The sequence below is a fragment of the Rhizobium pantanalense genome, assembly GCF_030182525.1.
Classification (GTDB): domain Bacteria; phylum Pseudomonadota; class Alphaproteobacteria; order Rhizobiales; family Rhizobiaceae; genus Rhizobium.
Genome location: NZ_JAQJCH010000009.1, coordinates 117,936 through 140,289 on the forward strand (window position 1 = coordinate 117,936; position 22,354 = coordinate 140,289).

The window sequence follows — 22,354 nt, forward strand, 5'->3', positions numbered from 1 at the left end:
CTTGCGATCGACGATGATATCACGCCGAAGCGCTCTCAAGCTGGCAGCCGGCTCCATTCTGGCTGCTCTTCCGGCTGCCGGCGTGGCGCGTGCGGCAGCCAAGCCCATCGTACCCTCGCGTGGCATCAATCTGCCCGGATGGTTCGATAACAGTGATGGAGTGGCGCCAAGCGCGCCAGTGCTCGAAAAGCTTCGCCAATCGGGCTTTGAAACCATCCGCTTGCCGATCAATGGCGATCTCTTATCGGCAGGTGATACGGGCGTGTTGCATCGCATCGAGGCTGCCGTAGCCAACCTCAATCGGCTGGGCTTCTCGGTTCTTGCCGACATGCATCCTTCCGAAAGTCTGCACACGGCTCTCCGTCAGGATTTCGAGGCCGGTTCGCAAAGGGCGGTAGACGCATGGGGGGCGTTAGGCAGCGTCCTTGCGAACCTTCCGAATGAGACGGTCTATGCAGAATTGTTGAACGAGCCGCCTCTGGGGAGTGACGCTTGGCTTCAACTAAGGCAACGGCTTGCCGAGGTCGTGCGATCAAAATGCCCGAACCATACGCTGATCTGGGGGCCATCGCCCTCTCAGGGCATCTGGGAAATAGACGAAACGCCGCCCCTTGCCGACGATAATCAGATCGCTGCCATTCATTTCTATTCACCCACGGCCTTCACCCATCAATGCGAGACCTGGGATGCGTCGCCGCTGGCGCGGATTTCGAATTTGCCCTTTCCGGCGACCATCGAGACGCCGCTTGTCCGGCAGAGCATCCAAAAGCTGCGCGCGGCCGGAGACGAACAGGCGGCAAGCCTTATCGAGGAACAATTGGCGACGCCATGGACGGAGGCAGCAATCGCCGCCGAATTCGGGAAGTTGAGGCGCTGGTCCGAGACATATGACTGCCCCGTCACGATGAACGAATTTGGCGTCCTCAACTTCTGCGTCGATGCCGAAAGCCGCCGTTTCTGGGTTCGAGCCGTGCGGCAGGCGGCAGAGACCAACAAGATCGGCTGGGCCTATTGGGAGCTCGATCAAGGCTTTGGCATCATCAGGAGCAGAGGCAGCATTGAGGGCTTCGATGACGCCATGATCGCGGCACTTCTGGATGGCAGTAATGGGGGCTGAAAAGCGGGGGAACATGGCAATGCGGAATGGCAGTTGATGCGGATAAATGGAGATTGGCGATGAGCGTTACCGGAGGTCGCGCCGGCTTGGGGGCAGGAAGCCTGAGCGGATTACGCTCGGACGCGATGTTCCATCTTTTCATCGCCATCCTCGCAGTTATAGCTTCCGTCTCTGCCTTCGCTGTTTGGACGCCGTTCGGGGTTGCCGCGACATTCGCGCTGACGCTCGTCCTGTCGATTGCACAACCCGGCTGCATCCCGATCGTCATTGCCTGTTCCTTTCTCTACCAGAACCTCGTGGTCGCCTGGTTCACGCCTTTCGTGCCGGATCACAATACGTTCGATGCGCTGCGCGGTGCCAATTTCGTCATTCTCATGACTGCATTCGGCGCTTTCGTGATGGCTTCTTTCCAGTACCGCGTGCGGGCTCTGACGGAATTGCGGCCCTGGCTGATATTCAGTTTCGTGCTCTGCGGTATAGTGAGCTTTTATCTTGCACTTGGCACTGTTCACGGTGGGCCGAAGGATGCCGTCATCTATTTCCGCAATACGATTACGCCGCTTGCATGCTTCCACATCGCAATTCTGGCGGCCAGCCTCTATCCCATTGATCTGCGTAAGGGCATTTTCTGGCTCTGCGCCGTCGCCATCATCTACGGCTATCTGGAACAGATCTTCCGGATGGATTTCCTGAGCCTGTTCCACGGCGATCTCTATATTCATCGTGGCCTGAAGGCTCAGATCGAGGCCGGTGTATGGGAAAAGAAGCTGAGGGAGACTGGCTTCGTGCTTCGCGGTATCGAAGACACGATGATGACGACTTTCTTCAACATCAAGCTGTTCAGCGACCTGTTTCCGCCGATCTTTCGCAATGGCGGTCCGAACTTTCACCCGATCAGCTATGCTTACGGCTTGAGCATCATGTCTGCCTGGCTCCTCTTCAGGGGGCGCTGGCTGCTGCCGATTGCCGCGTTGCCGTTGCTGCTCGTCATTGGTTCCAAGGGTGCGACGTTCATGTTGCTGGTGGCGATCGGCGCTCGGTTGATCTATTGCCCTTCGCGTGCGGAATTGACGTTGCTTGCCGTCGTCACGCTGGCCATCGTCTGGACGGTCGCCGCCATCCTCTTCGGTGCCACCCATGGCGATTACCATGTTCTCGGCCTGATCGCAGGCGTTCGCGAATTTCTGCACAATCCGTTCGGGCAAGGCCTGGGGATCGGCGGCAATCTTTCGAGTACGAGCCTCAATCTGGACTGGGACCGGGCGCAGGACGAGGGCGTCGCCTCCGTCCCGGTTGAAAGCGCCGTCGGCGTCATGCTCTACCAGATGGGCGTGGGTAGCTTCGTCTTCTTCGGCTTTCTTGCCGCATTGGCGATGTCTGCCCGAAAGCAGCTGCTCGCCAGCGGCGACCCGGATTTCCTGTTTGCCTTCGTCGCGATCGTCACGATTGCATCCAATGCGGTATTGCAGGAGGAAGCATTCTTCTCACCGCTTGCGCTCGGCTTCTGTCTTCTGCTTGTCGGTGTTTCCTTTGGAACGCGATGGCGCTTGCTCGGTATTTCGCGAGGGATGGTCAGCCAGTCGGGCGAGCACATGCCATCGCGCTCGCTGTAACGCGGTTAATCTTCGCACTATTCGTTCAATGCAACGAATAGTGATCAGGAGCCGAAGATGACGAGCTCGGTGAATGTCAGGTCTCCAAGCGAGGGCGGCTTGGGGCCTTTGAAATATTTCGTTCCGCTTCCGGCAAAGTAACGTCCGACGAGACCGGGCACGGGTCCATTCGCGTCGACGACGCAGAGAAATACGCCTTTTCGCAGGAGATGGCGACCGAGCGCGCCGGCACACCGGCTGAGCTCCTCGGGTGTGCGGCTGTAAATCACCTGGGCACTCGGAACGATGCCATGGAAGATGCGGCGTGTCTTGAACACGAAGGGAAATGCCTCGTCGCCGTCGACACAAATCAACGACAGACATCCGAGTGCCGCATGCTGGAGAAGGATCTCCCTATCGCCCTCCGAGAGCATCGACATTTCTGGAAGATCGGAGCGAGCTTCGAGCACATGAGAAGGCCGCCTCACAGCACTCAGCATCGGCAGGAAAGCAAGCTGCCCATCGGCATAGCGGCGGAAGCCGAGCGCTTCGTTGACCTTTATGGTTCCCGGCGCCGGAGAAACGTTGATATAGGTGACATTCTTTCGTCTGAGCGCCGCAATCACCATCTTGCCGGCAAAAGCTCGGTATTCCGGATCGACGGACCAGCTTGACAGATTGCAGCGGAGCTCTTCTCCTTCCACTCCGTCGTGCCGAAAATAAAGCGCCAGTAAGACGCCGACGATGCGTCCGGACATATCCAGAACGAAGCCGTATTTCGGCAGGTCGGGTACGAAAGGCCGTTTTTCCATGCGCGTAACGGCGCGCTCCCAATAGCTTCGATCGCGCGTCGGAAAATTTCTGCGGAGGCAATCGATGATACCATCCCAATCGCTCTCTTCAATCGGTCGGCAAGTAAGTCCAGGAGGAAATGCGCCCAAAACTGCCATGATAAACTCCGTAATATTGTCGAATACAGAACTGCGTTATTCACATTTTAGAAACATAATATATTTCTATTAGTGAATATTACCAGAAACAGCGTGCCTGCTTATCAATCCGGCTATGTCACAGGCTTCGAGTTCAGCACAGCGGATCGCAGCGCAGACTTGGTGCGTAGCGTCTTGAGCTGATGAAGTTTTGTTGCAAGAGCAGGGCTTATGTTTTCGAGCTCGTATAACATGCGTCGCCGCATGAAATGGAACTGGCGGCGCAAACGCCACGCGACATCGGTTTTCGCCGTCAAATTGAAATGACGATCGGTCATTTGTACCGAACTGATGTCCATATCAAGCTTTTCCGGGTCGTCGTAATAAGCTGCGATCTTGGTGTGATCGATGGTAGTTTCCGTCATCCACTGCGGGATATATGTGCAGCACAGGCGCTCTACATCGGTCAGAAGCCGGCTGACGCCGAGTCCGCCTGCCGGACAGGAGGTCAGATAGGCATCTCCGATCAGCACGACGCCATCCTGCCGGCAATTGTCGGCAGCTGTTATATCGGTCAGCCAGCTATCGATCCGGCTGCCGATTTCAAAATCGCCAAAGGTGTCGACAAGTGACGGGAAGGCAGCCGCGAGCATCCCTTTCGGATTGTCATGCAGTGACTTGACCCATGGATCTCGCGGGTCTCGGAACAGAAAGAGGTTGGCCCGTGTCGTTCCTGGGACCGGAAATAGATTGAGATGGTCGATTCCGTCGCCATCGCCATGATAGGTCAGGGCCGTATGGCGAAATCTATTGGATCGCAGCGGACGAATGTTGAAGCCGAATGCCAGCGGGCGCCTATCGCTGATCTTTCGGTGCAGAATACCGAGATCCCGGCGCAGGGTATCACCCATGCCCGTCGCAATCACCAGCAATCGCGTGGTGATTTCGTCCTGACCAAGGATCGATATCCTTTGGTGCGCCGCTCCGATCCGCAAAGCGCGGACCTCGCCGACGACGAAATTCACCGTTTCAGGCAGTGCGCTCCGCATCGCCATGACGAGCCTGTTGTAGAAAAATCCATAGTGCTGGCCGTATGTCCGGTCCACCACATGCCCCTTGTGCATGTTGACGATTTCATCGAAGGGTACGGCGGCAGTCGACAGAGGTGCAAATAGCCGAAGTCGCTGAAGTTTTTCGATCGCCTCGCCGCCTATTCTTTCAACGCGGAATTCCTGGGGAAAGACGCGATGACGATCGATGAGTGTCACCCGATATCCCGCTCGGCCGAGCAGGCAGGCCGCAAGCGTGCCGGAAAGCCCGCCGCCGACAATGGCTATGTCTGTGTCCGTTTCGCTCGTTGGTAGTTCGGAATATCGCCTATTCATCATTTCGAATACCTCAGGATCGCATAGATGGCGTAGGGGTTGGTCGTCAGGTAGCGCCAGAACAGGCGGCGAGGTTCCATCAGCATCCGCCAGAACCATTCGAAACCGGCTCTCTGGATCCAGATGGGCGCCCTCTTCGTTCTCTCCGCCAGATGGTCGAAGAGCCCGCCCGATGTCTTGATGATGCCGACATTGGCAAGTCGCGCGGCAAAATCGTGGACGAAGATCTGCTCGCGCGGCACGCCAAGGCCGATCCACAATATGTCGGGGGCGAGTGTGTTGATCTCGTCAAGCTTCCGCTCCAAGGCTTCTCCGGCAAGGTAGCCGTGGCAATGGCCCACGATGCGCAAGCCGGGATAGCGGGTTTGCACGGCGGCGACCGCTTCACGGTTTGCCGTCTCAGTCGCCCCCAGGAGATAGAAGCTTATGCCTTCCCTTTCAGCCAGCTCGGCGACGTCGTGAAAGAGATCCGTTGTCGCCACGCGCTCGGGAAGCTGCACCCTGCAGAGCAAGCGTGAGGCCATCACCAAGGGCTGGCCGTCGGCCAGGATCTGATCCGCCTGCTGAAAGAGTTTGGCGATATTGGCATCGGCATGGACGCGTGCGACGACCTCGCCATTGGCCGACGTAAAATAATAGGGCCGGCTGTCGCGGCGGCGTCTCCGGGCGACATCGATCATGAAGGAAGCAGCATTGCGTCGATTGACGACAGTGATGGGCAACCCGCCGATCAACACGCTTGGAAGCGTAGATGGATAGTCTTGAGCATGAATGGCGGCTCCATGTTCGGGCGCGTCTGCCGGCTTCATTTGACTCTCCTGATTTAAAATCTGCTCTTCGGAAACAAGATGCGCATCAGCGGCGTCCGAGCCATTGTTGCCGGACTTTTGAACGCCAGTCGTGATTGAGTAAGCTCTTCCTGAATATCTTTGAGAGTCTGTACCAATATCTTGCACAACCATTACCTCCGCTTGCGTAATGGTTAGCTAATATGACTTGGAAAGTTAAGGCGTTTATTAGTATTCAGTTAATATGTAAATTTCTAAATAAATAATATGCGCATGAACTGAATTTCATGTAGAGTTAAATCTTTCGCCACGCAATGTGCATTACAGAATTATTTCAATAGCTTAAGTAGCTCCTGAATAATTCTGTTCGCGTGGGCACATCGGAAACACCACAGCGACTGGCGCAGGTATGGAGGAGCGCGTCAGCTGTTCCTCCCTCTTAAAGGGTTCTGTCGCACGTTCCAGATTCAAACAATATACGACCCCAGCGTTAGTCTGCCTTCGGATGGCAGCGATGTGTAAAAGTCGGGGACTGCTCGATGAGTGCAATCATTGAGATTGTATGTCCGTATCCTCCAAGTGACCACCAGTGGCTTGATCGCGCTTACATAAGGTGTTATATAAATAGTTATGTAAATTGTGAAATGGAGATCGCTTTGACTGAAGATATTGTGAGGGCGATGGGCTTCCTCTGTCTCGGCAGCCGGTTTCGCCGGATCGGCGAGCGTCTGCAGGCCGACACGCAGCAGATCATGGAGGAGCTGGACGTCTCTCTGCAGTCTGCCCAGTATCCGTTTCTCGCAGCCATCGATCGCGCCGGTCCGCTGACGATCGGCGAACTTGCCCAGGCTGCCGGTATCACACAGCCGGGCGCGACGCGCACCGTCTCACAGCTTCTGGAGTTGGGCTATGTCGACATGCAGGCCTCGACCGAAGACCAGCGTCGTCGTCTGATCTCGCTGACTTCCAAGGGACAGGAACTTATCGATTATTCGAAAAAATCCGTCTGGCCGCGCATAGAGCAGGCGGTCCGTGAGCTCTGCGGCGATCTTTCCGGGCCGATATTGCAACAACTGGCCGCAATCGAGGACGGGTTGGCCGAAGCTCCGCTCAAGCGACGCGGCAACCTCGGCAAGGAGCAGCAATGATGAGCCACATTCTCGACCGCCCGATCTGGAGTGCCCTCGAAACCGCCCACGCGTCACTGGCAGAGGGCAACGCGCATGCGCGCCGCTACCCGCCTTCCATCGTGCCCTTTGCGGCGTCTGCGGATAATTCGGTCGAAAGTCTCGAAGCTCTGGCAAGGCTGCCTTCCGGAGAAGAGGTCATGGCGATCGTTGAAGCCGAACCCATCATCGTTCCGGAAGGTTTGGTGACCCTTTCCAGTGCTAGGCTCGTGCAGATGATGGCGCAGCGCCCTTCCGAGCGGATCTCGGATCGCCGGGTCGTGCCGCTGACGGAGGCCGATGCCGCCGATATGCTGGCGCTTGCCACGCTCACGAAGCCTGGCCCCTTCACGCTGCGCGCGCAGAGCCTCGGTTCCTTCTGGGGCGTGAAGATCGATGGGCGTCTTGTCGCCATGGCAGGTCAGCGCATGCGCCAGACAGGATTTGCCGAGCTTAGCGGCCTCTGCACCCATCCTGATTTTCAGGGGCGCGGCCTCGGCACCTTGCTTTTCCGTTTCGTGGCTGGTGAGATCGCAGCTCGAGGTGAAACCGCTTATCTGCACGCTTACACCACGAACGCCCCCGCAATTGCGCTCTATGAAGCGATGGGCTTTCGCCTCCGCTCTGAGATGAACCTCTGCGTCGTCAAACGGCGGGCGGTTTGATTTTCCTTTGTCGCAGTAAGGGCGATCACTGCTGCTGCAGCGCGAGCCTCAGGCCTAATGCCATATAGATCGTGCCTATGACCTTTCCCTGCCATCGGCCGATGGTGCGGTTGCGGCGCAGCCAACCACCGATCGAGCCGGCACCGACCGCCAGAAGCGAGGTCACGCCGATGCTGAGGATGACGAAGATCGCTCCCAGCAGCGCGAATTGCCCGATGACGGACCCGCTTTCCGGATGGATGAACTGCGGTAGGAAGGCCAGGAAGAAAAGCGCTGTCTTCGGGTTGAGGATCTCGGTGAAGAAACCCTGCCGAAACGCGCGCATGGGAGTAATAGCCTGAGCAGTCGGCAGGTCGATGCTACCGCTTTTCTCGACAAAAGCCTTGAAACCCAAATAGATCAGATAGATGACACCGGCATATTTGACGATCTCGAAGGCCAGCGCGGATGTGGCCAGCAATGCCGACAATCCGAAGGTCGCCATCATCGTATGGAAGAGATCGCCGGCGGCGATTCCAACGCCGGTAGCCAATCCCACGCGCTTGCCGCCACTGACCGCCCTGGCGAGCGTGAGCAACGTGGCAGGCCCTGGAATGACCATCAGGCCAAATACCACCAATATATAAGTCGTCAAAACACCGAGGCTGATCATCGATCTCTCTGAAGTTGGGTGCCGTCTCAAAGTCTCCGTTACATGGAAACCTTGTATCCGTTGTTAGCTGCCTTGAAGACTAATCGTTTTAGAGATCGTTGCAACAACCCTGTTGGCTATGTCCGCTGCCGGGAATCCGGCCTCTTCGGCGATCTAGGCTTTCTATCGGCTGTTCTATTCCTCCAGCATTGCCATCTGGTCTATAGTATGGGGTCGACTTGCTTCCCATGGTTAAAGACAGGTCGTCTAAATTGTTCATGGAAAAGACAATCCCGACGGGATTTCAACGTTTAGCGCTTCGCAATGGAGTTTGAAATTGAGCACTGCGTTCATGAAGGAAGAAAGCGCTGAAACGGCAGCCGAAACCGTGTTGCCCGACCGGCCGATTTCCCCGCATCCGAACCGCGTCACCGAGGCGGGACTGAAGGCTCTGGAATTGCAGCTTCAGGACGCGCGCAAAGCCTATGAAGCAGCAAGCGCGATCGAGGATATCAACGAACGCCGGCGGCAGACGGCTATTCCATTGCGCGATGCGCGCTATTTCGCGGAAAGGGTCCGAACCGCCGAAGTCATGCCGGCGCCGGCCTCCTCTGAGGTCGTCGCTTTTGGAAGCACGGTCACCTACACCCGTGAGGATGGCCGCGTGCAAAAATATCGCATCGTCGGAGAGGACGAGGCCGATCCCAAGGCGGGATCGATTTCCTACGTCTCACCCGTTGCAAGATTGCTGATGGGAAAGACGGTTGGCGATGTCCTGACCCTTGGCAAGGAAGAACTGGAGATCACGGCGATCGAATAGCGGTTTTCCCGCGCGCCCTCGTTCAGCGCACGTCTGCAGTTTTCGATCAATGCGCCGGCTCGAACGGCGTTGCGACAGCAACCCTCGAGGGCGCCACCTGGAAATCGGCCGGAAGCATCCGGTGATAGGCGAGCATGAGCTGGCAGGCGCTACGCGCGTCATGGCGCAGATCATGATGGATAACGAAGGTGATCTCGCCGGCGGCGAGCAGCCGGATATTGTCCTGATCGAGATCATGGGCGGCAAAGACCGAGCATTCGCGCCGGGCCTCGGTAAAGGCTTTCAAGATGGCACGATTGCCACCGCCGGCCGAATAGACCGCGCGGATGTCCGGCTCGCGTTCCAGCGCGTCGCGGACGAGCAGTTCCGTCGTGCGGTCGACGCCGAACCCTTCGGAAATTCGGACGACCGAAAGATGGGGGAAACGCTCCGCAAGCACATCGCGAAATCCGCGCTCACGCTCGTCCTCGCCGGCAAAAAGGCTGCTCGACAGTGTCACCAACACTTTGCCCGCTCGTTCGCCGGCCATGCGGCCGAGCAGATAAGCGGCGGTCGAACCTGCCACACGATTGTCCATGCCGACATAGCTGATACGGGAGTTTTCCGGCAGGTCGGTCACCAGTGTAACAACCGGGATCTTTGCTGCCATGAGTTGGGCAGCGAAATCGGCAATGGCCGGCGTCGACGCGGCCTTGAGCACGACACCATGGCTGCCGCGCCGGCGTATGACACGCAGGATGGATAGAAGCTCGGCCTCGCCCATCGTCTCGGCTACATGAAAGCGTGCGGAAAATGACGCGGGCCGCATGCCGGGCAATTCAGCCTCGAAGGCGTCGCGAACGGCCGCCGAGAAGCGCTGCGGCGTGTCCATGACGACATCGATGACGAGACGACGCCCCGCCAAGCCGGATTGCACATATTGCCGCTCCAGCTCGGCAATCGCCGCTGCGACCCGCGTGCGGGTCACGGCGCGGACGCCTTGGCGTTCATGCATGACCCGATCGACCGTCGCGAGGCTGAGACCAGCCTGCAGCGCGATGTCTTTCAATGGGAAAGGCGATTTCAAGGCTGTTCTTTCTGAGGTGTTTTTGAGGGGTTTTATCTCTTTCTCATAAGTCCGACCGAGACTAGGATCAACCTCATAAGTCCAACGTCACTTTGGGAGGAGAACACCATGGACGCTCAGACGCTCGCTAGCCGACGAAGCCAAAAGGTTTGGTTGTCGGCTGATTGCGGCAATTTCGATACTTTCAAAGGTCTGGTCGAAAAGACCGCCAATCTGGCGGACTGGCCATTGGCGGCGGGGATCGAGAAAAACATCCTCATCTATGATGGCGACAAGGTTCGCAGCGCCGCCGGGGATGAAGACAAACGTCGCGCCCTGATGGCCGAGTGGGTAGAAGCCTTTACCTCAGGTCCTGGCATCGTCGTCATCAAGAACGCCATGCCGGATACGGCAGTCGTCGATCGCGCGACTGCCGCGTTCGAAGCCATCGTCCGCGAGGAAAAAGAGAAGGGTAAGGAGGCCGGCGATCATTTCGCCAAGCCCGGCGCCAACGACCGCATCTGGAATGCGCTGGAGAAACACTGCCTGACGGATCCGGAAAATTTTGCCCGCTATTATGCCTCCACTGCCGTCGCCCTAGTGTCGGAGGCCTGGCTCGGAGTCGGCTATCAGATGACCGCACAGATGAACCGGGTCAATCCCGGCGGTACCGCGCAGAAGCCGCATCGCGACTATCATCTCGGCTTCATGTCGCCGCAGCAGATGCAGGCCTATCCTGGCCACATCCATGCCGTCTCGCCGCTGCTGACGCTGCAGGGCGCGGTCGCGCATTGCGATATGCCGCTCAAAAGTGGACCGACGCTGTTCCTACCCTATTCGCAGACCTTCTTCGAAGGCTATATCGCCTTCGGCCGGCCGGAATTTCAGGCCTATTTCGCCGAACATCACGTGCAATTGCCGCTGAAGAAGGGCGATGCCGTCTTCTTCAATCCGGCCGTCATGCATGGGGCCGGTAACAATGTCTCGAAAGACATCTATCGCATGGCCAATCTCCTGCAGGTCTCCTCGGCCTTCGGGCGGGCGATGGAGAGCGTCAACCGCAGCCGCATGTCGGTGACGGTCTATCCTGCGCTTGTCGCTGCGCTTAATGCCGGCACGCTGAGCCGCGCAGAAGCTGCGAACGTGATCGCATCGACGGCCGAGGGCTATGCCTTCCCGACCAATCTCGACAGCGATCCGCCGGTCGGGGGCCTCGCGCCAAAAACCCAGGCGCAGATCATGGCTGAGGCGATCGATGCCGGGACGGACGCAAAGCGATTTGCCGAACTCATCGCCGCCCATGCCGCACGCAGGGAGGCTTGAGACCCAATGAGCCGACTGGATGGAAAATTCGCCGTCGTGACCGGCGGCACGCAAGGCTTAGGTGCGGAAGTCGCGCGGCTCTTTGCCGAGCGGGGTGCAGCCGGCCTGACGATTTGCGGCCGCAGTACCGCCAAGGGCGAGGCGAAGGCATGGGAGATTGGCGACCGCTATAAAATACCGGTCGCTTTCGTTGCCGCCGATCTGGGTCAAGTCGAGGATTGTCGTAAAGTCATCGCGACAGCGGTCGAAAAATTCGGTCGCATCGATGCGCTCGTCAATGTCGCCGCCATCACCGACCGCGGCACCATTCTCGACACCGATCCGGATCTGTTCGACCGGATGTTCGCCGTGAATGTGCGCGCACCCTTCTTCCTGATGCAGGACGCGATCAAGAATATGATCGCCAATGGCATCGAAGGCACGATCGTCAATATCTCTTCGATGTCGGCGATGGCCGGCCAGCCCTTCATCAGCGCCTATTGCTCTTCCAAGGGCGCGCTGGATACGCTGACCCGCAATACAGCCTTCTCGCTGCTCAGGAACCGTATCAGGGTCAACGCGCTCAATATCGGTTGGATGTCGAGCGATGGTGAGGATCGCATTCAACGCGAATATCATGGGGCTGCGGAGGATTGGCTGGCAAAAGCCGCCGCCGAGCAGCCGTTCGGCCGGCTGGTCGATCCGGCCGAGGTCGCACGCGCCGTCGCCTTCCTGTCATCGGAGGAATCCGGTCTGATGACCGGCGCCACGATCAATTTCGATCAGTCGATCTGGGGCGCCTATGAAGGATCGCCGCATCCGCAGAGGGCCATGTGAGGCGGATTGGCGGGAAGGTGTTCCCTCTCTCCCGCCGACGACCGGTGCTGCTCGGTACGCCTGCCTTGCCTTATGGCTTAGAAACTCTTGATGGTTCCGTCCGACCAGACCATCTTGCCGCCGCGGATCGTGCCGCGCACCCGCGGTACCCGGCCGCGTTCTGCGATCACGAGATCGGCGCGTAGCCCCTCGGCGATGCGGCCGCGATCATTCAGGCCAAGTGCCTTTGCCGGGTTGGCGCTTGCCAATGCCGCCGAGGCGGGAAGGCCGCCCTTGCCGACTTCCGCGAGCGCGATCACAGCAGGCAGAATGGCCGATGGGTGATAGTCGCTCGCAAGGATATCGAGCACGCCGGCTTCATAGGCTTCCCGCGCGGAAAGATTGCCGGAATAGGAAAGGCCGCGCAGCGCGTTCGGCGCGCCCATGGCCGTCGCCAATCCCAGCCGTCTTGCTTCGGTGGCCGTCGCGATATTGATCGGAAACTCGCTGATTGCAGCACCGAGGCTGTGCAGCAGTGCTGCCTTCTCGACGGTGTCGTCATCGTGGGAGGCAAGCACGACGCCGTGCTCGCGGGCCAGTTCCGCCAGGCCGTTGATGATGTCCATGCTGTCGCCATGCTCGGAGCGGGCCGCCATGCGCTGTTTCACGAGTTCTGCCGCCTGCACCTCGCTGATCTTCTTGGCCTTTGCCGTATTGGCGATATGCAGCTCGATATCGCGATATTGTCCCTGGCCCGGCGTGTGATCCATCAGCGAAATCAGGTGGAGCGCGCCGGCGTCGATCAGGGTCTTTGCCTCTTTCAGTGCAGGCAGGAATGTCACCTCGAAGCGGCCATGGATGCGGTGGTCGATCAAAAGCTCTTCCCGCATCGATGCGAGCTTTTCGATCATCGCATGGGTATGCTCTATGGAGCGGACATGGCCGTACGTTGCCGGGGTGAAGGCGACGGCCGCGTAGGCTGTCGTCACGCCATTTGCGGCGAGCATCTTGTCGAGGTCGTAGACGCCGAGTTCGAGCGGCATGCGGACATTGACGCGCGGCTCCACGCATTTTTCGATCATATCGCCATGCATGTCGACAAAGCCGGGCAGCAGAAACCGGCCGTGCCCGTCCACTTCCGCTCCTTCGACAGGCCGCTCGCTGATTTCAGCGATCAGTCCATCCTCGATCCTGATAGCGCCGCGCTCGATCACGCGATCCTGTAATATAATTTCGAAATTACTCAGCCACATCGTCTTGCTCGTCCTCGATCTTGATGGCTTCCAAATGAAGTTCCCGGTCGATCAATGCCTTTACATCGTCCGGATGGTGAAAGACACCGATCATCGCGACGCCGGACGCTTTGAGCTGTGTCAGTCTTTCGACCAGTGCCCGGCGGGCGGAATAGTCGAGCGAAGCGGTCGGTTCGTCGAGCAGCAGCAGGCGCTGCGGCAGGATGAGCGCGCGGGCCAGATTGACCTTCTGCTGCTCGCCGCCGGAGAAGGTTGAGGGATAGGCTGACCAGAGCTGCTTCTTGACGCCGAAGGCATCGAGCCACCGCCGCGCCTCGGCCAAGGCTTCGGAATGCGGCGTACCGGCCAGCCTCAGCGGCTCGGCAACGATCTCTTCGGCCGCAACGCGCGGGCGGGCATTGAGGAATTGCGTGACGAAGCCGATTTCGCGGCGGCGCAGCACGGCAATGTCGACATCCGCCGCCGTCGCGAGATCGATGATCCCTTCCTGCGTGTGATAATAGACGTGGCCGGCGCGCGGCAGGTAAGAGCGGTAGAGCGTGCGCAGCAGCGTCGATTTGCCAGCGCCGTTCTCGCCCTTAAGCAGGATGAATTCACCCGCATTCAGGTCGAATTCGATATTCTCGAAGGCAAACAGCGTGCGCTTGAGGTGATGCATTTCGAATTGCTTCGAAAGGCCCTGGACGCGCAGCACCGGAGATGCGGCCTGTCTGGCGGAAACCTGAATATTCATCTCTAGCGTTTCCCTCAAAGCTTGGCGTGAACGAGCTGCTGCGTGTAGGCGTGCTGCGGATCCTGGAAGATCTGGTCGGCCAGGCCCTGTTCCACGACCTTGCCGCGCCGCATGACCATAACCCGGTCTGCCATCGTGCGGATGACACCGAGATCGTGCGAAACCAGAACCATGGTGATGGAACGCTCACGCTGCAGCCGCTTCAGCGTGTCGAGCACCAGTGCCTGGACGCTGACGTCGAGGCCGGTCGTCGGCTCGTCGAGCAGCAGGACGGCCGGCTCGAGCGCGATTGCCTTGGCGAGCTGGACGCGCTGCTGCATGCCGCCGGAAAGCTCGTTCGGCCGGGCGTCCATGCGCTCGATCGGAAATTCGGAGGCATCGAGCGACTGGCGCGCCCGTTCGCGCAGCTCGGCGAAATTGCGGTTGCCGGCAATCAGCAGGCGCTCGGCGACATTGCCGCTGCTGGTGTGGTTCATCAGCAGGCCGAGATGCGGATTCTGATAGACGATCCCGATATGATGCGCTCTCAGCATTCGCCGCCCGAAGCGGTCGAGCGTAAACAGATTGCGGCCCTCGTGCCCGGGAAGAGCAAGATTATAGATGCCTGTGTCGGGCGTATCCTCAAGGTTCATCATCCTGAGCAGTGTCGACTTGCCGGAGCCGGATTCGCCGACAATGCCGAGAACTTCACCCGGATAGACCGTCACATCGACGCCGCCGAGAGCGGTGACATTGCCATAGTTGCGCGCAATGCCGCGCATCGTCAGGATGGGTTCGGCCAACATCAGCCGCGGCGGCTGGCGGGTCAGCTCTGCCGATTGGGTGGTATCAAGCGCGGCCATCAGTCCATCCTTCCATTCTTGTACCAGGTCTCGCCGATCTCGACCGCTTCGGCTTCCAACTTGCGGATGTGCTTCACGCCGAAATGGCTGTCGGACAGTTCGTATTGTGAAGAGCCATCCTCCTGCGGCAGCTCGTTCATGAAGAAGCCGGTGACGTTGCTGCGGTAGCAGGTCTTGTCCTGGTGATCTTCGACGCGGTAGGGCACATCATCGAAAATAAGCGGTTCGACGCGCGTATAGGGCGGCACGGCGAAGATGCGCTTCTCGCGGCCGGCGGACAGGATTGTCAGGTGGCCCGCCTGATTGAGCTTGGGCACGTCCCAGCGCGGGATCGGCGATGGCGTCATCACATGCCGGCCGTTGACCATGCTCGGATAGCTGGACCCTTGCATGATCCGCCCCGATTTGACGAGCTGTTCGTAGAGCACCAGCCACAGCTGCCCATAATCGGCATCGCCATGCATTTCGCGGGCGACGGACATATCCGGCTGCACCGGGCGCAACGGTTCCGGATTCGGAACCTGCAGTACCAGGACCTGATCTTCGCGCAGCTTTTCCTCCGGAATGCGGTGGCGGGACTGAATGATGGTTGCGGCCATCGTGTCTTCCGTCTCGACGGCGCCGCCAACCCGCGCCACGAACTTGCGGATGCTGCTGGCATTGACGGAATCGTCCGATCCCTGGTCGATGACTTTGACGACGGATGTGGGCTTGAGCAGCGTCAGCGTCACCTGCAGGCCACCCGTTCCCCAGCCGCGCGCGATTGGCACTTCGCGGCTGGCATAGGGCACCTGATAGCCAGGTACGGCGATCGCCTTCAGAATGCGGCGGCGCATTTCGCGCTTGGCGGATTCATCGAGAAAGCCGTAGTTGAAGGCCATCCAGGGCTTGGTCAGTTCCTGAAGTTTCATAGCGCGACCTCCTCCTGTTGTGCGGCAAGCTTTTCGGTGACGACCGGCTTTGCGGCGGCAGCGTCCTTGTCGGTCTTGACGCGGCGGAGCGCATCGAGGGTCGATTGGAACGTCACATAGTGCGGAAGCTTGAAGTGGATGCAGAAGCCGGAGCTTTCGACCGGCTCGGTGTGATAGAGAACGAATTCCTCATTGGCGGCCGGATGCGGATTGGGTTGATTGGAGGCAAGGTCGAGCGTTGCCGCCGCGATCACCTTCACCTCGTTCCAGCCAAAGGTCGCCGAAAAGCCCAGTTGCAATTCCTTCGCCTTGGAAATGACTTCGGTCTGGCTCACACGAACGCGGCCCGCGCTGAAGATTGTACCCGATGGATGGCGCAGGCGAACAGGCGCATAGGCCAGGCGCAGCTCGTTGACCGTCGGATGCACAGCGCTATAGCCGCGCATGGTGGCATAGCCGAGCGCCAGCGTGCCGCCGGTGTCGGCGCGGGCCAGGCTTTGGAGCTTGTGGGCGCGTGCTGCTGGAAACAGCAGCGGCTCGCGCGTCAGATCCGGGATTTCCTCAGGCGCGACGGTTTCGACCGGATGATTCGGAATAAGCCCTTGTGCCTTCTGCCAGCTGGTCAGTGAGGGTTGCGTCGCTGGCGCCGGCTTGGCAGCCGGGATCACCGGTTCCGGGACATAATCATTGCCCTGCAACACGTCGACCTGAAGCAGGCGGTGGGAGTAGTCCAGCGTCGGCCCCAATATCTGGCCGCCGGGAATATCCTTGAAGGCGGCCGAGATGCGTCGGACCGTCAGAAGATCCGGCTGGCCGACAGGTTCGGCGACGGCGATGCGTGGCTGCGTCGTGCGGTAGGCGCGCAGCAGCAGGATCGCCTCGTAGAGATCGCCGCCGGCCTGGGCGAGCGCCAGAGCGGCGAGGTCGGGTTCATAAAGCGAGGCTTCACCCATCAACCGATCGATGAGATAGGGAAGCCCGGTCCGAACGGCCTCGACGCGCTCGCGCGTGATCGGGCCGAGATCGGCGCGGAAAAGCCGTTCCGCCTGTTCGATGGCGTATTCGCCGCCGCGGGTTGCCACATAGGCCATCAGAGCACCTCGATTTTTGTGGAACGGGGAATGCCGAGCAGGCGCTTGCCGTCGATGAGATAGAGATCCCAGCCGAGCGGATAACGGATGACCTTGGCACGCATCTGCCAGAAGGCAGGATCGATGCCTTCGACCGAGACTGTGACGCTGTCCTTGATGCCGGGGCCGGTAAGGCGCAGTTGTTGCCCGGAACCAAAGTGCGCGGGAGCAAACAGAGTCGCTGCGTCATCCGGATAAAGCAGGCTGCCGATGCGCAATCTCGACAGGGCTTCGACACTCTCGGCAGAGCCGATGGTCGCAAAGATATAATCCGCATCGGCAAGCGGCATCCGCCGTGCCCCGGTTGCGGCCATTTTCAGGTCCAGAGATGGATTATCTGCCACATGGAAGCTGCATTCGCGATCGAGCAGGCTTTCGGCGAGCGGCCAGAAGCCTTCGGCGGGTAGTTCCCGCGGCTGCCCGGGCCGGCTCAGCGCCCACATGAGTTCCTCAAAGGTGGCGTTGGTGCGCGTATCGTCGAGGGTCGGCTGGAGATTGTGTGCCATGGTCAGAATGTCTCCATCTGCACGCGGGTTGCTTCGACTTTCTGAAGGAGCCGCCGGTCTTCTTCTTCCTGATGGCGCTGTTCGGTATTTAGGAGCTCAAGGACGAGATCGGCCTGGTGGCCGGCAGCGATTGCGGCATCTATGACCGCCATGCCCATGGCGTGTTCGAGATCCCGGCCGACCACTGCGCCATAACCTTCCACAGCGCGATCCGGCACGCGGATATGCGCTTCGGACACCAGAACTTCGCCGAGATGGAAGGCGGTGCTGCGAACGGTATCGATCAGCGGCAGCATGGCAAGGCCCGTGCGGTTCACGACGACATCGACTTCACCGAGCGTATCGAGCACCCTTTCGGCTGCGGCCTTTACGTTCGCCGGCCGACCTGCGGCGAGAATTTCCAGCGCCTGCGCATGCGTATAGGATGCGCTGACCGGATTGCCAGTCTTCTCCTCAGTCATCATCTTTTCCTCGGGCATCAGAATTTGTTCGGGAGCGGGGCTTTCAAATATTCGAATGATTACTATAATCATTCGAATGAATTGTCCACGACGTTTTGCCTTGATCGAGGAGATTTTCGGAGTGCAGCGAATCCCTAGGCACTGCGCCGGCGCAGCCATTCCGCTGTGATGCGGCTTGCTTCCCGCGCCGCCGCCGCCGGTGCCTGCCCCTGCAGCAAGGCAAACAGGAAAGAGCCGGCAAAGCGGTCGCCAGCACCGATGGTGTCGCTGGTATCGACCTTTGCAGCCGGCTCGACTTCTACCGCCTGCAAGCCGTCAAACAGGGTGATGGGGCGGGTGCCATCCGTGAGCACCAGCATCTTCAGGCGCGAACCGGCGATCTGGCCGGCCCGCTGCCAGGCGAGATTGAGATCATCCGGAACATCGTCGCGCGAGGAGATGACGTAGTCGGCCGGACGCGGCGTTGCCGGCCGCAGCGGAAATTGCGAGAGGACGAGCGGCTGCGCGCCGATCTGTTCGACGAGGCTTTCGTCGAGGGCGAGGGCATTGATATAGACGCCTGCACCCGACAGTTTGCCGGCTGCCGTCAACTGCTGAGATCGCCCGGTCGGTGCGAGGATCGTCCGCTCTCCACTCGGCTCAAGGAAAATTTCCAGCGGTGCCGTCTTTCCGGGTGCCATCATGATGTATTCGGTATGGAAGCCGGCCGTCGAAAGGGATCGCAACGCGGTTTGCCCTTGTTCGTCCTGCATCAGCCTGGAAACGATGGCGACGTCCGCTCCCAGTTCCAGCAATTGCAGGCCGGTATAGAAGGCGCCGCCGCCGAGCCGGGTCGCGCGGGATGAAAATTGTATGCGTCCGCCCGGAACCAGCGGTGCATCCAGCTGCCATATGCGATCGTGGTTTACCGATCCGATTACGATTACTCGGGGCATGCATCCGCCTATCTGTCATCGATGCCTGGTGCCAGCGCATCGACGATGAAACGCTGCACCAGCAGGAAGATCAAGAGAACGGGGACGATCGACAACAGGCTTGTTGCCATCAGCGGCCCCCAAGCCCGCTCTGCACCCGAATGATAAATAAAACATTCGGATATTTACCTAACGATGGCGAGTGACACCGATATGAAGGGAAGCGTGGCTTAGCGCTAAAGTCCGATGGCGAAACTGACTTTGGCCGCCGTTTGTTGGATTTCCGATATATCGGGCACAGATTGAAAATCGATGCTGTAGCCGATATATGACATTCGAATGACATGGTTGAATTCGGAAGGCAAGCATGGAGAAGAAATTGCTGCACGGGCAATGGCAACAGGTCGAAAGCGATATTGCGGAGGATATCCTGACCGGTCGCCTGTCACCAAAGGCGCAGCTTCCGACGGAATCCGACCTGATGGAACGTTTCGGCGTCGGACGTCACACCATACGGCGCGCCATTTCCCGTCTCGAAAGCCGAGGGCTCGTGCTGGTCGAGCAGGGGCGTGGAACCTTTGTCAGGGATAGCCGTCTTGATTACCGCCTGTCCGAACGCACGCGCTTTTCCCAGAACCTGCTCGATCAGGGCAGGGAACCGCTCGGCCAGGCTATTCACGAGGAGGTTGTCCCGGCTTCAGAATTGATCGCAGAGGCCTTGCGGCTTCCACATGGCGAACCTGTCTATCATATCGTCCGCCGCGGTTTTGCCGACGAGGAGCCGATCAACTATTCGCATGCCTATTATCCGGTGCGCCGTTTTCCAGGTTTCGACGAGGCGCGGCGTAGCGGGCGAAGCGTCACCGTCATTCTGGCCGAATATGGCATCCCCGACTATATCCGCCTGCGCACGGATATCGTCGTCCGTCTGCCGACAAGCGAGGAGGCGAAGCAGCTCTGCCAGTCCATGTCTCAGCCGGTGGCTGTGTCGAGAAAGGTGGACGTCGATCTCAAGGGCACGCCGATTTCCTATTCGGAATCCGTCTGGCCGGGCGAGCGCGTGCAATTCTCCATCGACAACACCAGCCAGCTTCTGGACGTGCTTGCGCGCGGTGAGGCGGGCTGAATAGACCGGTTCCGCGCGATTGGGTGTCTTCAGAGCCTGAATGACGCGTGTGCTGCGATGTGCTAATATTGGGCTTTATCAGGCGCGCAGCGGGTGATGCGATGTTGGAGGCAGACAAGGTATTCGCTGGCTCGATTCCGGAAAATTACGACCGCCATATGGTGCCGTTGATTTTCGAGCCTTACGCGGCAGATATTGCCCAACGAGCAGCGTCCTTGCGGCCTGGCACAGTGTTGGAAATCGCTGCAGGCACCGGCGTTGTCACCCGCGCATTGACGCCGAAACTATCCTCCGGCGCAAGCTATGTCGTCACCGACCTCAACCAGCCGATGCTCGATTACGCCGCTTCGCGACAGTCTCCCGACGGCCGCATCACATGGCGGCAGGCGGATGCCCAGTCGTTGCCCTTTGAAAATGCGTCCTTCGATCTCGTCTTCTGCCAGTTCGGCGCCATGTTTTTTCCGGACCGCATCGCAGCCTATCGCGAGGCAAAGCGCGTTCTGAAGCCCGGTGGATATTTCCTGTTCAATGTCTGGGATCGCATCGAAGAGAACATATTCGCGGATGATGTCACGAACGCGCTTGCCCGGATTTTTCCGAACGATCCGCCACGCTTTCTGGCACGCACTCCGCATGGCTATCACGATGTGGATCGGATTCGCGGCGATCTCGAGAACGCGGGCTTCTCCGAAATTGTGATCGAAACGAGGGCCGAGCAAAGCCGGGCATCCTCGCCGCGTCTTCCGGCCGTCGCTTATTGTCAGGGAACTCTGCTTCGCAACGAAATCGAAGCCAGAGAAGCAGGGAAGCTGCAGGCTGCGACCGACTATGTCGCCGCGGCAATCGAAGCCAGACACGGTAGCGGCGAAGTTGCTGCAAAAATTCAAGCACATATCATGCTGGCGACGGCTTATCCTGCCTAATGTCTGAAATATTAACTGAAGAATAACTGTAATCTAAGGCAGGCTGCCGATTTATGCGTGCGGCGACGAGTTGTTATATTGTCATGGATACCAAATGGAGATCCAGGGCAATATTCGCTGAGCTTTCCGGTGAGGTTTTATAAGGAAATATCTGAGGGACGAGATGCGGGCGGCAATGCCGGCAAATCCGCCCATATGCTCGTGAACCTTCAGGTGCTGCGCGCGCTCGCAGCCTCTTCCGTGGTCATCGCCCATGCTCTGCACGAAACAGAGATCCTTGCAGCAGCGACAGGACGTGCAGCGGTCGATGGCTCTGCCTGGAATCTCGGTTTCGGCGTCGACATCTTCTTCGTTCTTTCCGGCTTCATCATGACCCACACTGCGGCATCAGAGTTCGGCAAGAGCGGTGCTCCGCTGCATTTTTTTTTGCGGCGTTGCGCTCGCGTCGTCCCCCTCTATTGGCTATTGACGAGTATCATGCTGCTTGGCGCGCTCGCGGCACCCTCGCTGCTCGTCGTTCCCGTCGGTTCCATATCCCATGTTCTCGCCTCCTATTTCTTCATTCCCTCCGGGCGTGGCGTGGGGGAGATCAGGCCGGTGCTCGCACTTGGCTGGACCCTGAATTACGAGATGCTGTTCTATGTGTTCTTCGCACTGGCGCTCCTTTTGCCGATAAGGCTGGGGCTCGTCTGGCTGTCGGTGCTCATGGTCGGCATGGCACTCCTCGGAAATCTCATTGACCCCAGCCATGTCCAGATAGCATTCTGGACGAGCCCGATCATTCTGGAGTTCCTGTTTGGCGTCTATGTCGCTCTGATTTTCCGCAGCGGCGTGAGGATTGGCAAGGGTAGTGCGTTCGGGCTCGTGGCCATAGGGCTTCTTGGCTTCGTTCATGTCTCCACACTTTGGAACGATGCAGCCTTGCCGCAATTCCTGCGAAGCGGTTTGCCTGCAGCTCTGTTCGTTCTTGCTGCCGCAATCGGTCCTGTTTTGCCTCACAAGAGACCTGTCCTTTGGAGTGTAGCTTTGGGAGATGCCTCCTATAGCCTCTACCTCGCCCATCCCTTTATCCTGCGACCCATGCGAGCCATTTGGGCGAAAGTGATCGGAGGGGCTCTACCGCTTGGTCTGTTCGCTGGCTTCTCGACGCTCGCTGCTGCCCTGCTGGCCCTGGCGCTCTTCAGAGGTATCGAGAAGCCGCTTACGCGCCGCGTGCAGGGCGTCGTGCTCGGCTCGGCACGGCGCAAGCGGATATCGGCCGGGGCGCTCCCGGCAGCGGATACCGAGAGTGCCTAACGC

General features: G+C 59.1%; 23 protein-coding genes. 10 read left to right on the forward strand and 13 right to left on the reverse strand.

Going from position 1 to position 22,354, the window contains the following annotated elements:
* Window positions 1-13: 13 nt before the first annotated feature.
* The gene (locus PH558_RS22945) at window positions 14-1,117 is read left to right on the forward strand and encodes a glycoside hydrolase family 5 protein (protein ID WP_285206731.1); all 1,104 of its coding nucleotides are present in this window, start codon (window positions 14-16) and stop codon (window positions 1,115-1,117) included.
* Between the two features lie 59 nt (window positions 1,118-1,176).
* Entirely contained in the window at window positions 1,177-2,730 is a 1,554-nt protein-coding gene (locus tag PH558_RS22950) for a hypothetical protein (RefSeq protein ID WP_285206732.1), read from the forward strand.
* Window positions 2,731-2,774: 44 nt separating this feature from the next.
* On the opposite strand, the gene PH558_RS22955 is transcribed toward PH558_RS22950, so the two are convergent.
* The 3 genes from PH558_RS22955 to PH558_RS22965 all read right to left on the reverse strand — a co-directional run bounded on the left by PH558_RS22955 (window position 2,775) and on the right by PH558_RS22965 (window position 5,832).
* On the reverse strand, window positions 2,775-3,521 hold the full coding sequence (locus tag PH558_RS22955; RefSeq protein ID WP_285206733.1) for a hypothetical protein: 747 nt from the start codon (window positions 3,519-3,521) through the stop codon (window positions 2,775-2,777).
* 251 nt (window positions 3,522-3,772) lie between these two features.
* Window positions 3,773-5,026 carry an FAD-dependent oxidoreductase gene (locus PH558_RS22960; RefSeq protein WP_113409513.1) on the reverse strand — a complete coding sequence of 418 codons (1,254 nt, stop codon included), beginning with the start codon at window positions 5,024-5,026 and terminating at the stop codon, window positions 3,773-3,775.
* Entirely contained in the window at window positions 5,023-5,832 is an 810-nt protein-coding gene (locus PH558_RS22965; protein WP_095437339.1) for a WecB/TagA/CpsF family glycosyltransferase, read from the reverse strand. The genes PH558_RS22960 and PH558_RS22965 overlap by 4 nt, the downstream gene beginning before the upstream one ends.
* Before the next feature lie 635 nt (window positions 5,833-6,467).
* Between PH558_RS22965 and PH558_RS22970 the strand changes: the two genes are divergently transcribed.
* Window positions 6,468-6,959: a MarR family winged helix-turn-helix transcriptional regulator gene (locus PH558_RS22970; RefSeq protein ID WP_113407205.1), complete on the forward strand. Its 492-nt coding sequence runs from the start codon at window positions 6,468-6,470 to the stop codon at window positions 6,957-6,959.
* Entirely contained in the window at window positions 6,959-7,642 is a 684-nt protein-coding gene (locus PH558_RS22975; RefSeq protein ID WP_113407280.1) for a GNAT family N-acetyltransferase, read from the forward strand. The genes PH558_RS22970 and PH558_RS22975 overlap by 1 nt, the downstream gene beginning before the upstream one ends.
* A 25-nt stretch (window positions 7,643-7,667) precedes the next feature.
* On the opposite strand, the gene PH558_RS22980 is transcribed toward PH558_RS22975, so the two are convergent.
* Window positions 7,668-8,294: a LysE family translocator gene (locus PH558_RS22980; protein WP_174718638.1), complete on the reverse strand. Its 627-nt coding sequence runs from the start codon at window positions 8,292-8,294 to the stop codon at window positions 7,668-7,670.
* Window positions 8,295-8,610: 316 nt separating this feature from the next.
* Between PH558_RS22980 and greA the strand changes: the two genes are divergently transcribed.
* Window positions 8,611-9,093 carry a transcription elongation factor GreA gene (gene greA, locus PH558_RS22985; protein ID WP_113407204.1) on the forward strand — a complete coding sequence of 161 codons (483 nt, stop codon included), beginning with the start codon at window positions 8,611-8,613 and terminating at the stop codon, window positions 9,091-9,093.
* A gap of 46 nt (window positions 9,094-9,139) precedes the next feature.
* Here the strand turns inward: greA and PH558_RS22990 are convergent, their stop codons facing one another.
* Window positions 9,140-10,159: a LacI family DNA-binding transcriptional regulator gene (locus PH558_RS22990; protein ID WP_113407203.1), complete on the reverse strand. Its 1,020-nt coding sequence runs from the start codon at window positions 10,157-10,159 to the stop codon at window positions 9,140-9,142.
* Window positions 10,160-10,267: 108 nt separating this feature from the next.
* On the opposite strand from PH558_RS22990, the gene PH558_RS22995 reads away from it, so the two are divergent.
* On the forward strand, window positions 10,268-11,461 hold the full coding sequence (locus PH558_RS22995) for a phytanoyl-CoA dioxygenase family protein (protein WP_285206736.1): 1,194 nt from the start codon (window positions 10,268-10,270) through the stop codon (window positions 11,459-11,461).
* 6 nt (window positions 11,462-11,467) lie between these two features.
* Entirely contained in the window at window positions 11,468-12,277 is an 810-nt protein-coding gene (locus PH558_RS23000; RefSeq protein WP_285206737.1) for an SDR family oxidoreductase, read from the forward strand.
* A 77-nt stretch (window positions 12,278-12,354) separates the two neighbouring features.
* Here PH558_RS23000 and PH558_RS23005 read toward each other — a convergent pair whose 3' ends face one another.
* The 8 genes from PH558_RS23005 to PH558_RS23040 all read right to left on the reverse strand — a co-directional run bounded on the left by PH558_RS23005 (window position 12,355) and on the right by PH558_RS23040 (window position 19,027).
* Window positions 12,355-13,509: an alpha-D-ribose 1-methylphosphonate 5-triphosphate diphosphatase gene (locus tag PH558_RS23005; RefSeq protein ID WP_285206738.1), complete on the reverse strand. Its 1,155-nt coding sequence runs from the start codon at window positions 13,507-13,509 to the stop codon at window positions 12,355-12,357.
* The gene (locus tag PH558_RS23010) at window positions 13,496-14,242 is read right to left on the reverse strand and encodes a phosphonate C-P lyase system protein PhnL (RefSeq protein ID WP_285206739.1); all 747 of its coding nucleotides are present in this window, start codon (window positions 14,240-14,242) and stop codon (window positions 13,496-13,498) included. Before PH558_RS23010 ends, PH558_RS23005 begins: the two co-directional genes overlap by 14 nt.
* A 14-nt stretch (window positions 14,243-14,256) precedes the next feature.
* Window positions 14,257-15,084: an ATP-binding cassette domain-containing protein gene (locus tag PH558_RS23015; RefSeq protein WP_285206740.1), complete on the reverse strand. Its 828-nt coding sequence runs from the start codon at window positions 15,082-15,084 to the stop codon at window positions 14,257-14,259.
* The gene (locus PH558_RS23020) at window positions 15,084-15,995 is read right to left on the reverse strand and encodes an alpha-D-ribose 1-methylphosphonate 5-phosphate C-P-lyase PhnJ (RefSeq protein WP_285206741.1); all 912 of its coding nucleotides are present in this window, start codon (window positions 15,993-15,995) and stop codon (window positions 15,084-15,086) included. The genes PH558_RS23015 and PH558_RS23020 overlap by 1 nt, the downstream gene beginning before the upstream one ends.
* Window positions 15,992-17,086 (reverse strand): carbon-phosphorus lyase complex subunit PhnI, encoded by a 1,095-nt coding sequence (locus tag PH558_RS23025; protein ID WP_285206742.1) that lies wholly within the window; start codon window positions 17,084-17,086, stop codon window positions 15,992-15,994. Before PH558_RS23025 ends, PH558_RS23020 begins: the two co-directional genes overlap by 4 nt.
* Window positions 17,086-17,631, reverse strand: coding sequence for a phosphonate C-P lyase system protein PhnH (gene phnH, locus PH558_RS23030; RefSeq protein WP_285206743.1), 546 nt, complete (start codon window positions 17,629-17,631; stop codon window positions 17,086-17,088). Before phnH ends, PH558_RS23025 begins: the two co-directional genes overlap by 1 nt.
* 2 nt (window positions 17,632-17,633) lie before the next feature.
* Window positions 17,634-18,092 (reverse strand): phosphonate C-P lyase system protein PhnG, encoded by a 459-nt coding sequence (locus tag PH558_RS23035; RefSeq protein WP_285206744.1) that lies wholly within the window; start codon window positions 18,090-18,092, stop codon window positions 17,634-17,636.
* A gap of 134 nt (window positions 18,093-18,226) precedes the next feature.
* Complete coding sequence (locus PH558_RS23040) at window positions 18,227-19,027, reverse strand: PfkB family carbohydrate kinase (protein ID WP_285206745.1); 801 nt, start codon at window positions 19,025-19,027, stop codon at window positions 18,227-18,229.
* Window positions 19,028-19,373: 346 nt separating this feature from the next.
* On the opposite strand from PH558_RS23040, the gene phnF reads away from it, so the two are divergent.
* The 3 genes from phnF to PH558_RS23055 all read left to right on the forward strand — a co-directional run bounded on the left by phnF (window position 19,374) and on the right by PH558_RS23055 (window position 22,351).
* Complete coding sequence (gene phnF / locus PH558_RS23045; RefSeq protein WP_095437351.1) at window positions 19,374-20,132, forward strand: phosphonate metabolism transcriptional regulator PhnF; 759 nt, start codon at window positions 19,374-19,376, stop codon at window positions 20,130-20,132.
* A 101-nt stretch (window positions 20,133-20,233) separates the two neighbouring features.
* Window positions 20,234-21,055 (forward strand): class I SAM-dependent methyltransferase, encoded by an 822-nt coding sequence (locus PH558_RS23050; RefSeq protein ID WP_285206747.1) that lies wholly within the window; start codon window positions 20,234-20,236, stop codon window positions 21,053-21,055.
* A gap of 129 nt (window positions 21,056-21,184) precedes the next feature.
* Window positions 21,185-22,351 carry an acyltransferase family protein gene (locus PH558_RS23055; RefSeq protein WP_285206749.1) on the forward strand — a complete coding sequence of 389 codons (1,167 nt, stop codon included), beginning with the start codon at window positions 21,185-21,187 and terminating at the stop codon, window positions 22,349-22,351.
* Window positions 22,352-22,354: the final 3 nt, after the last annotated feature.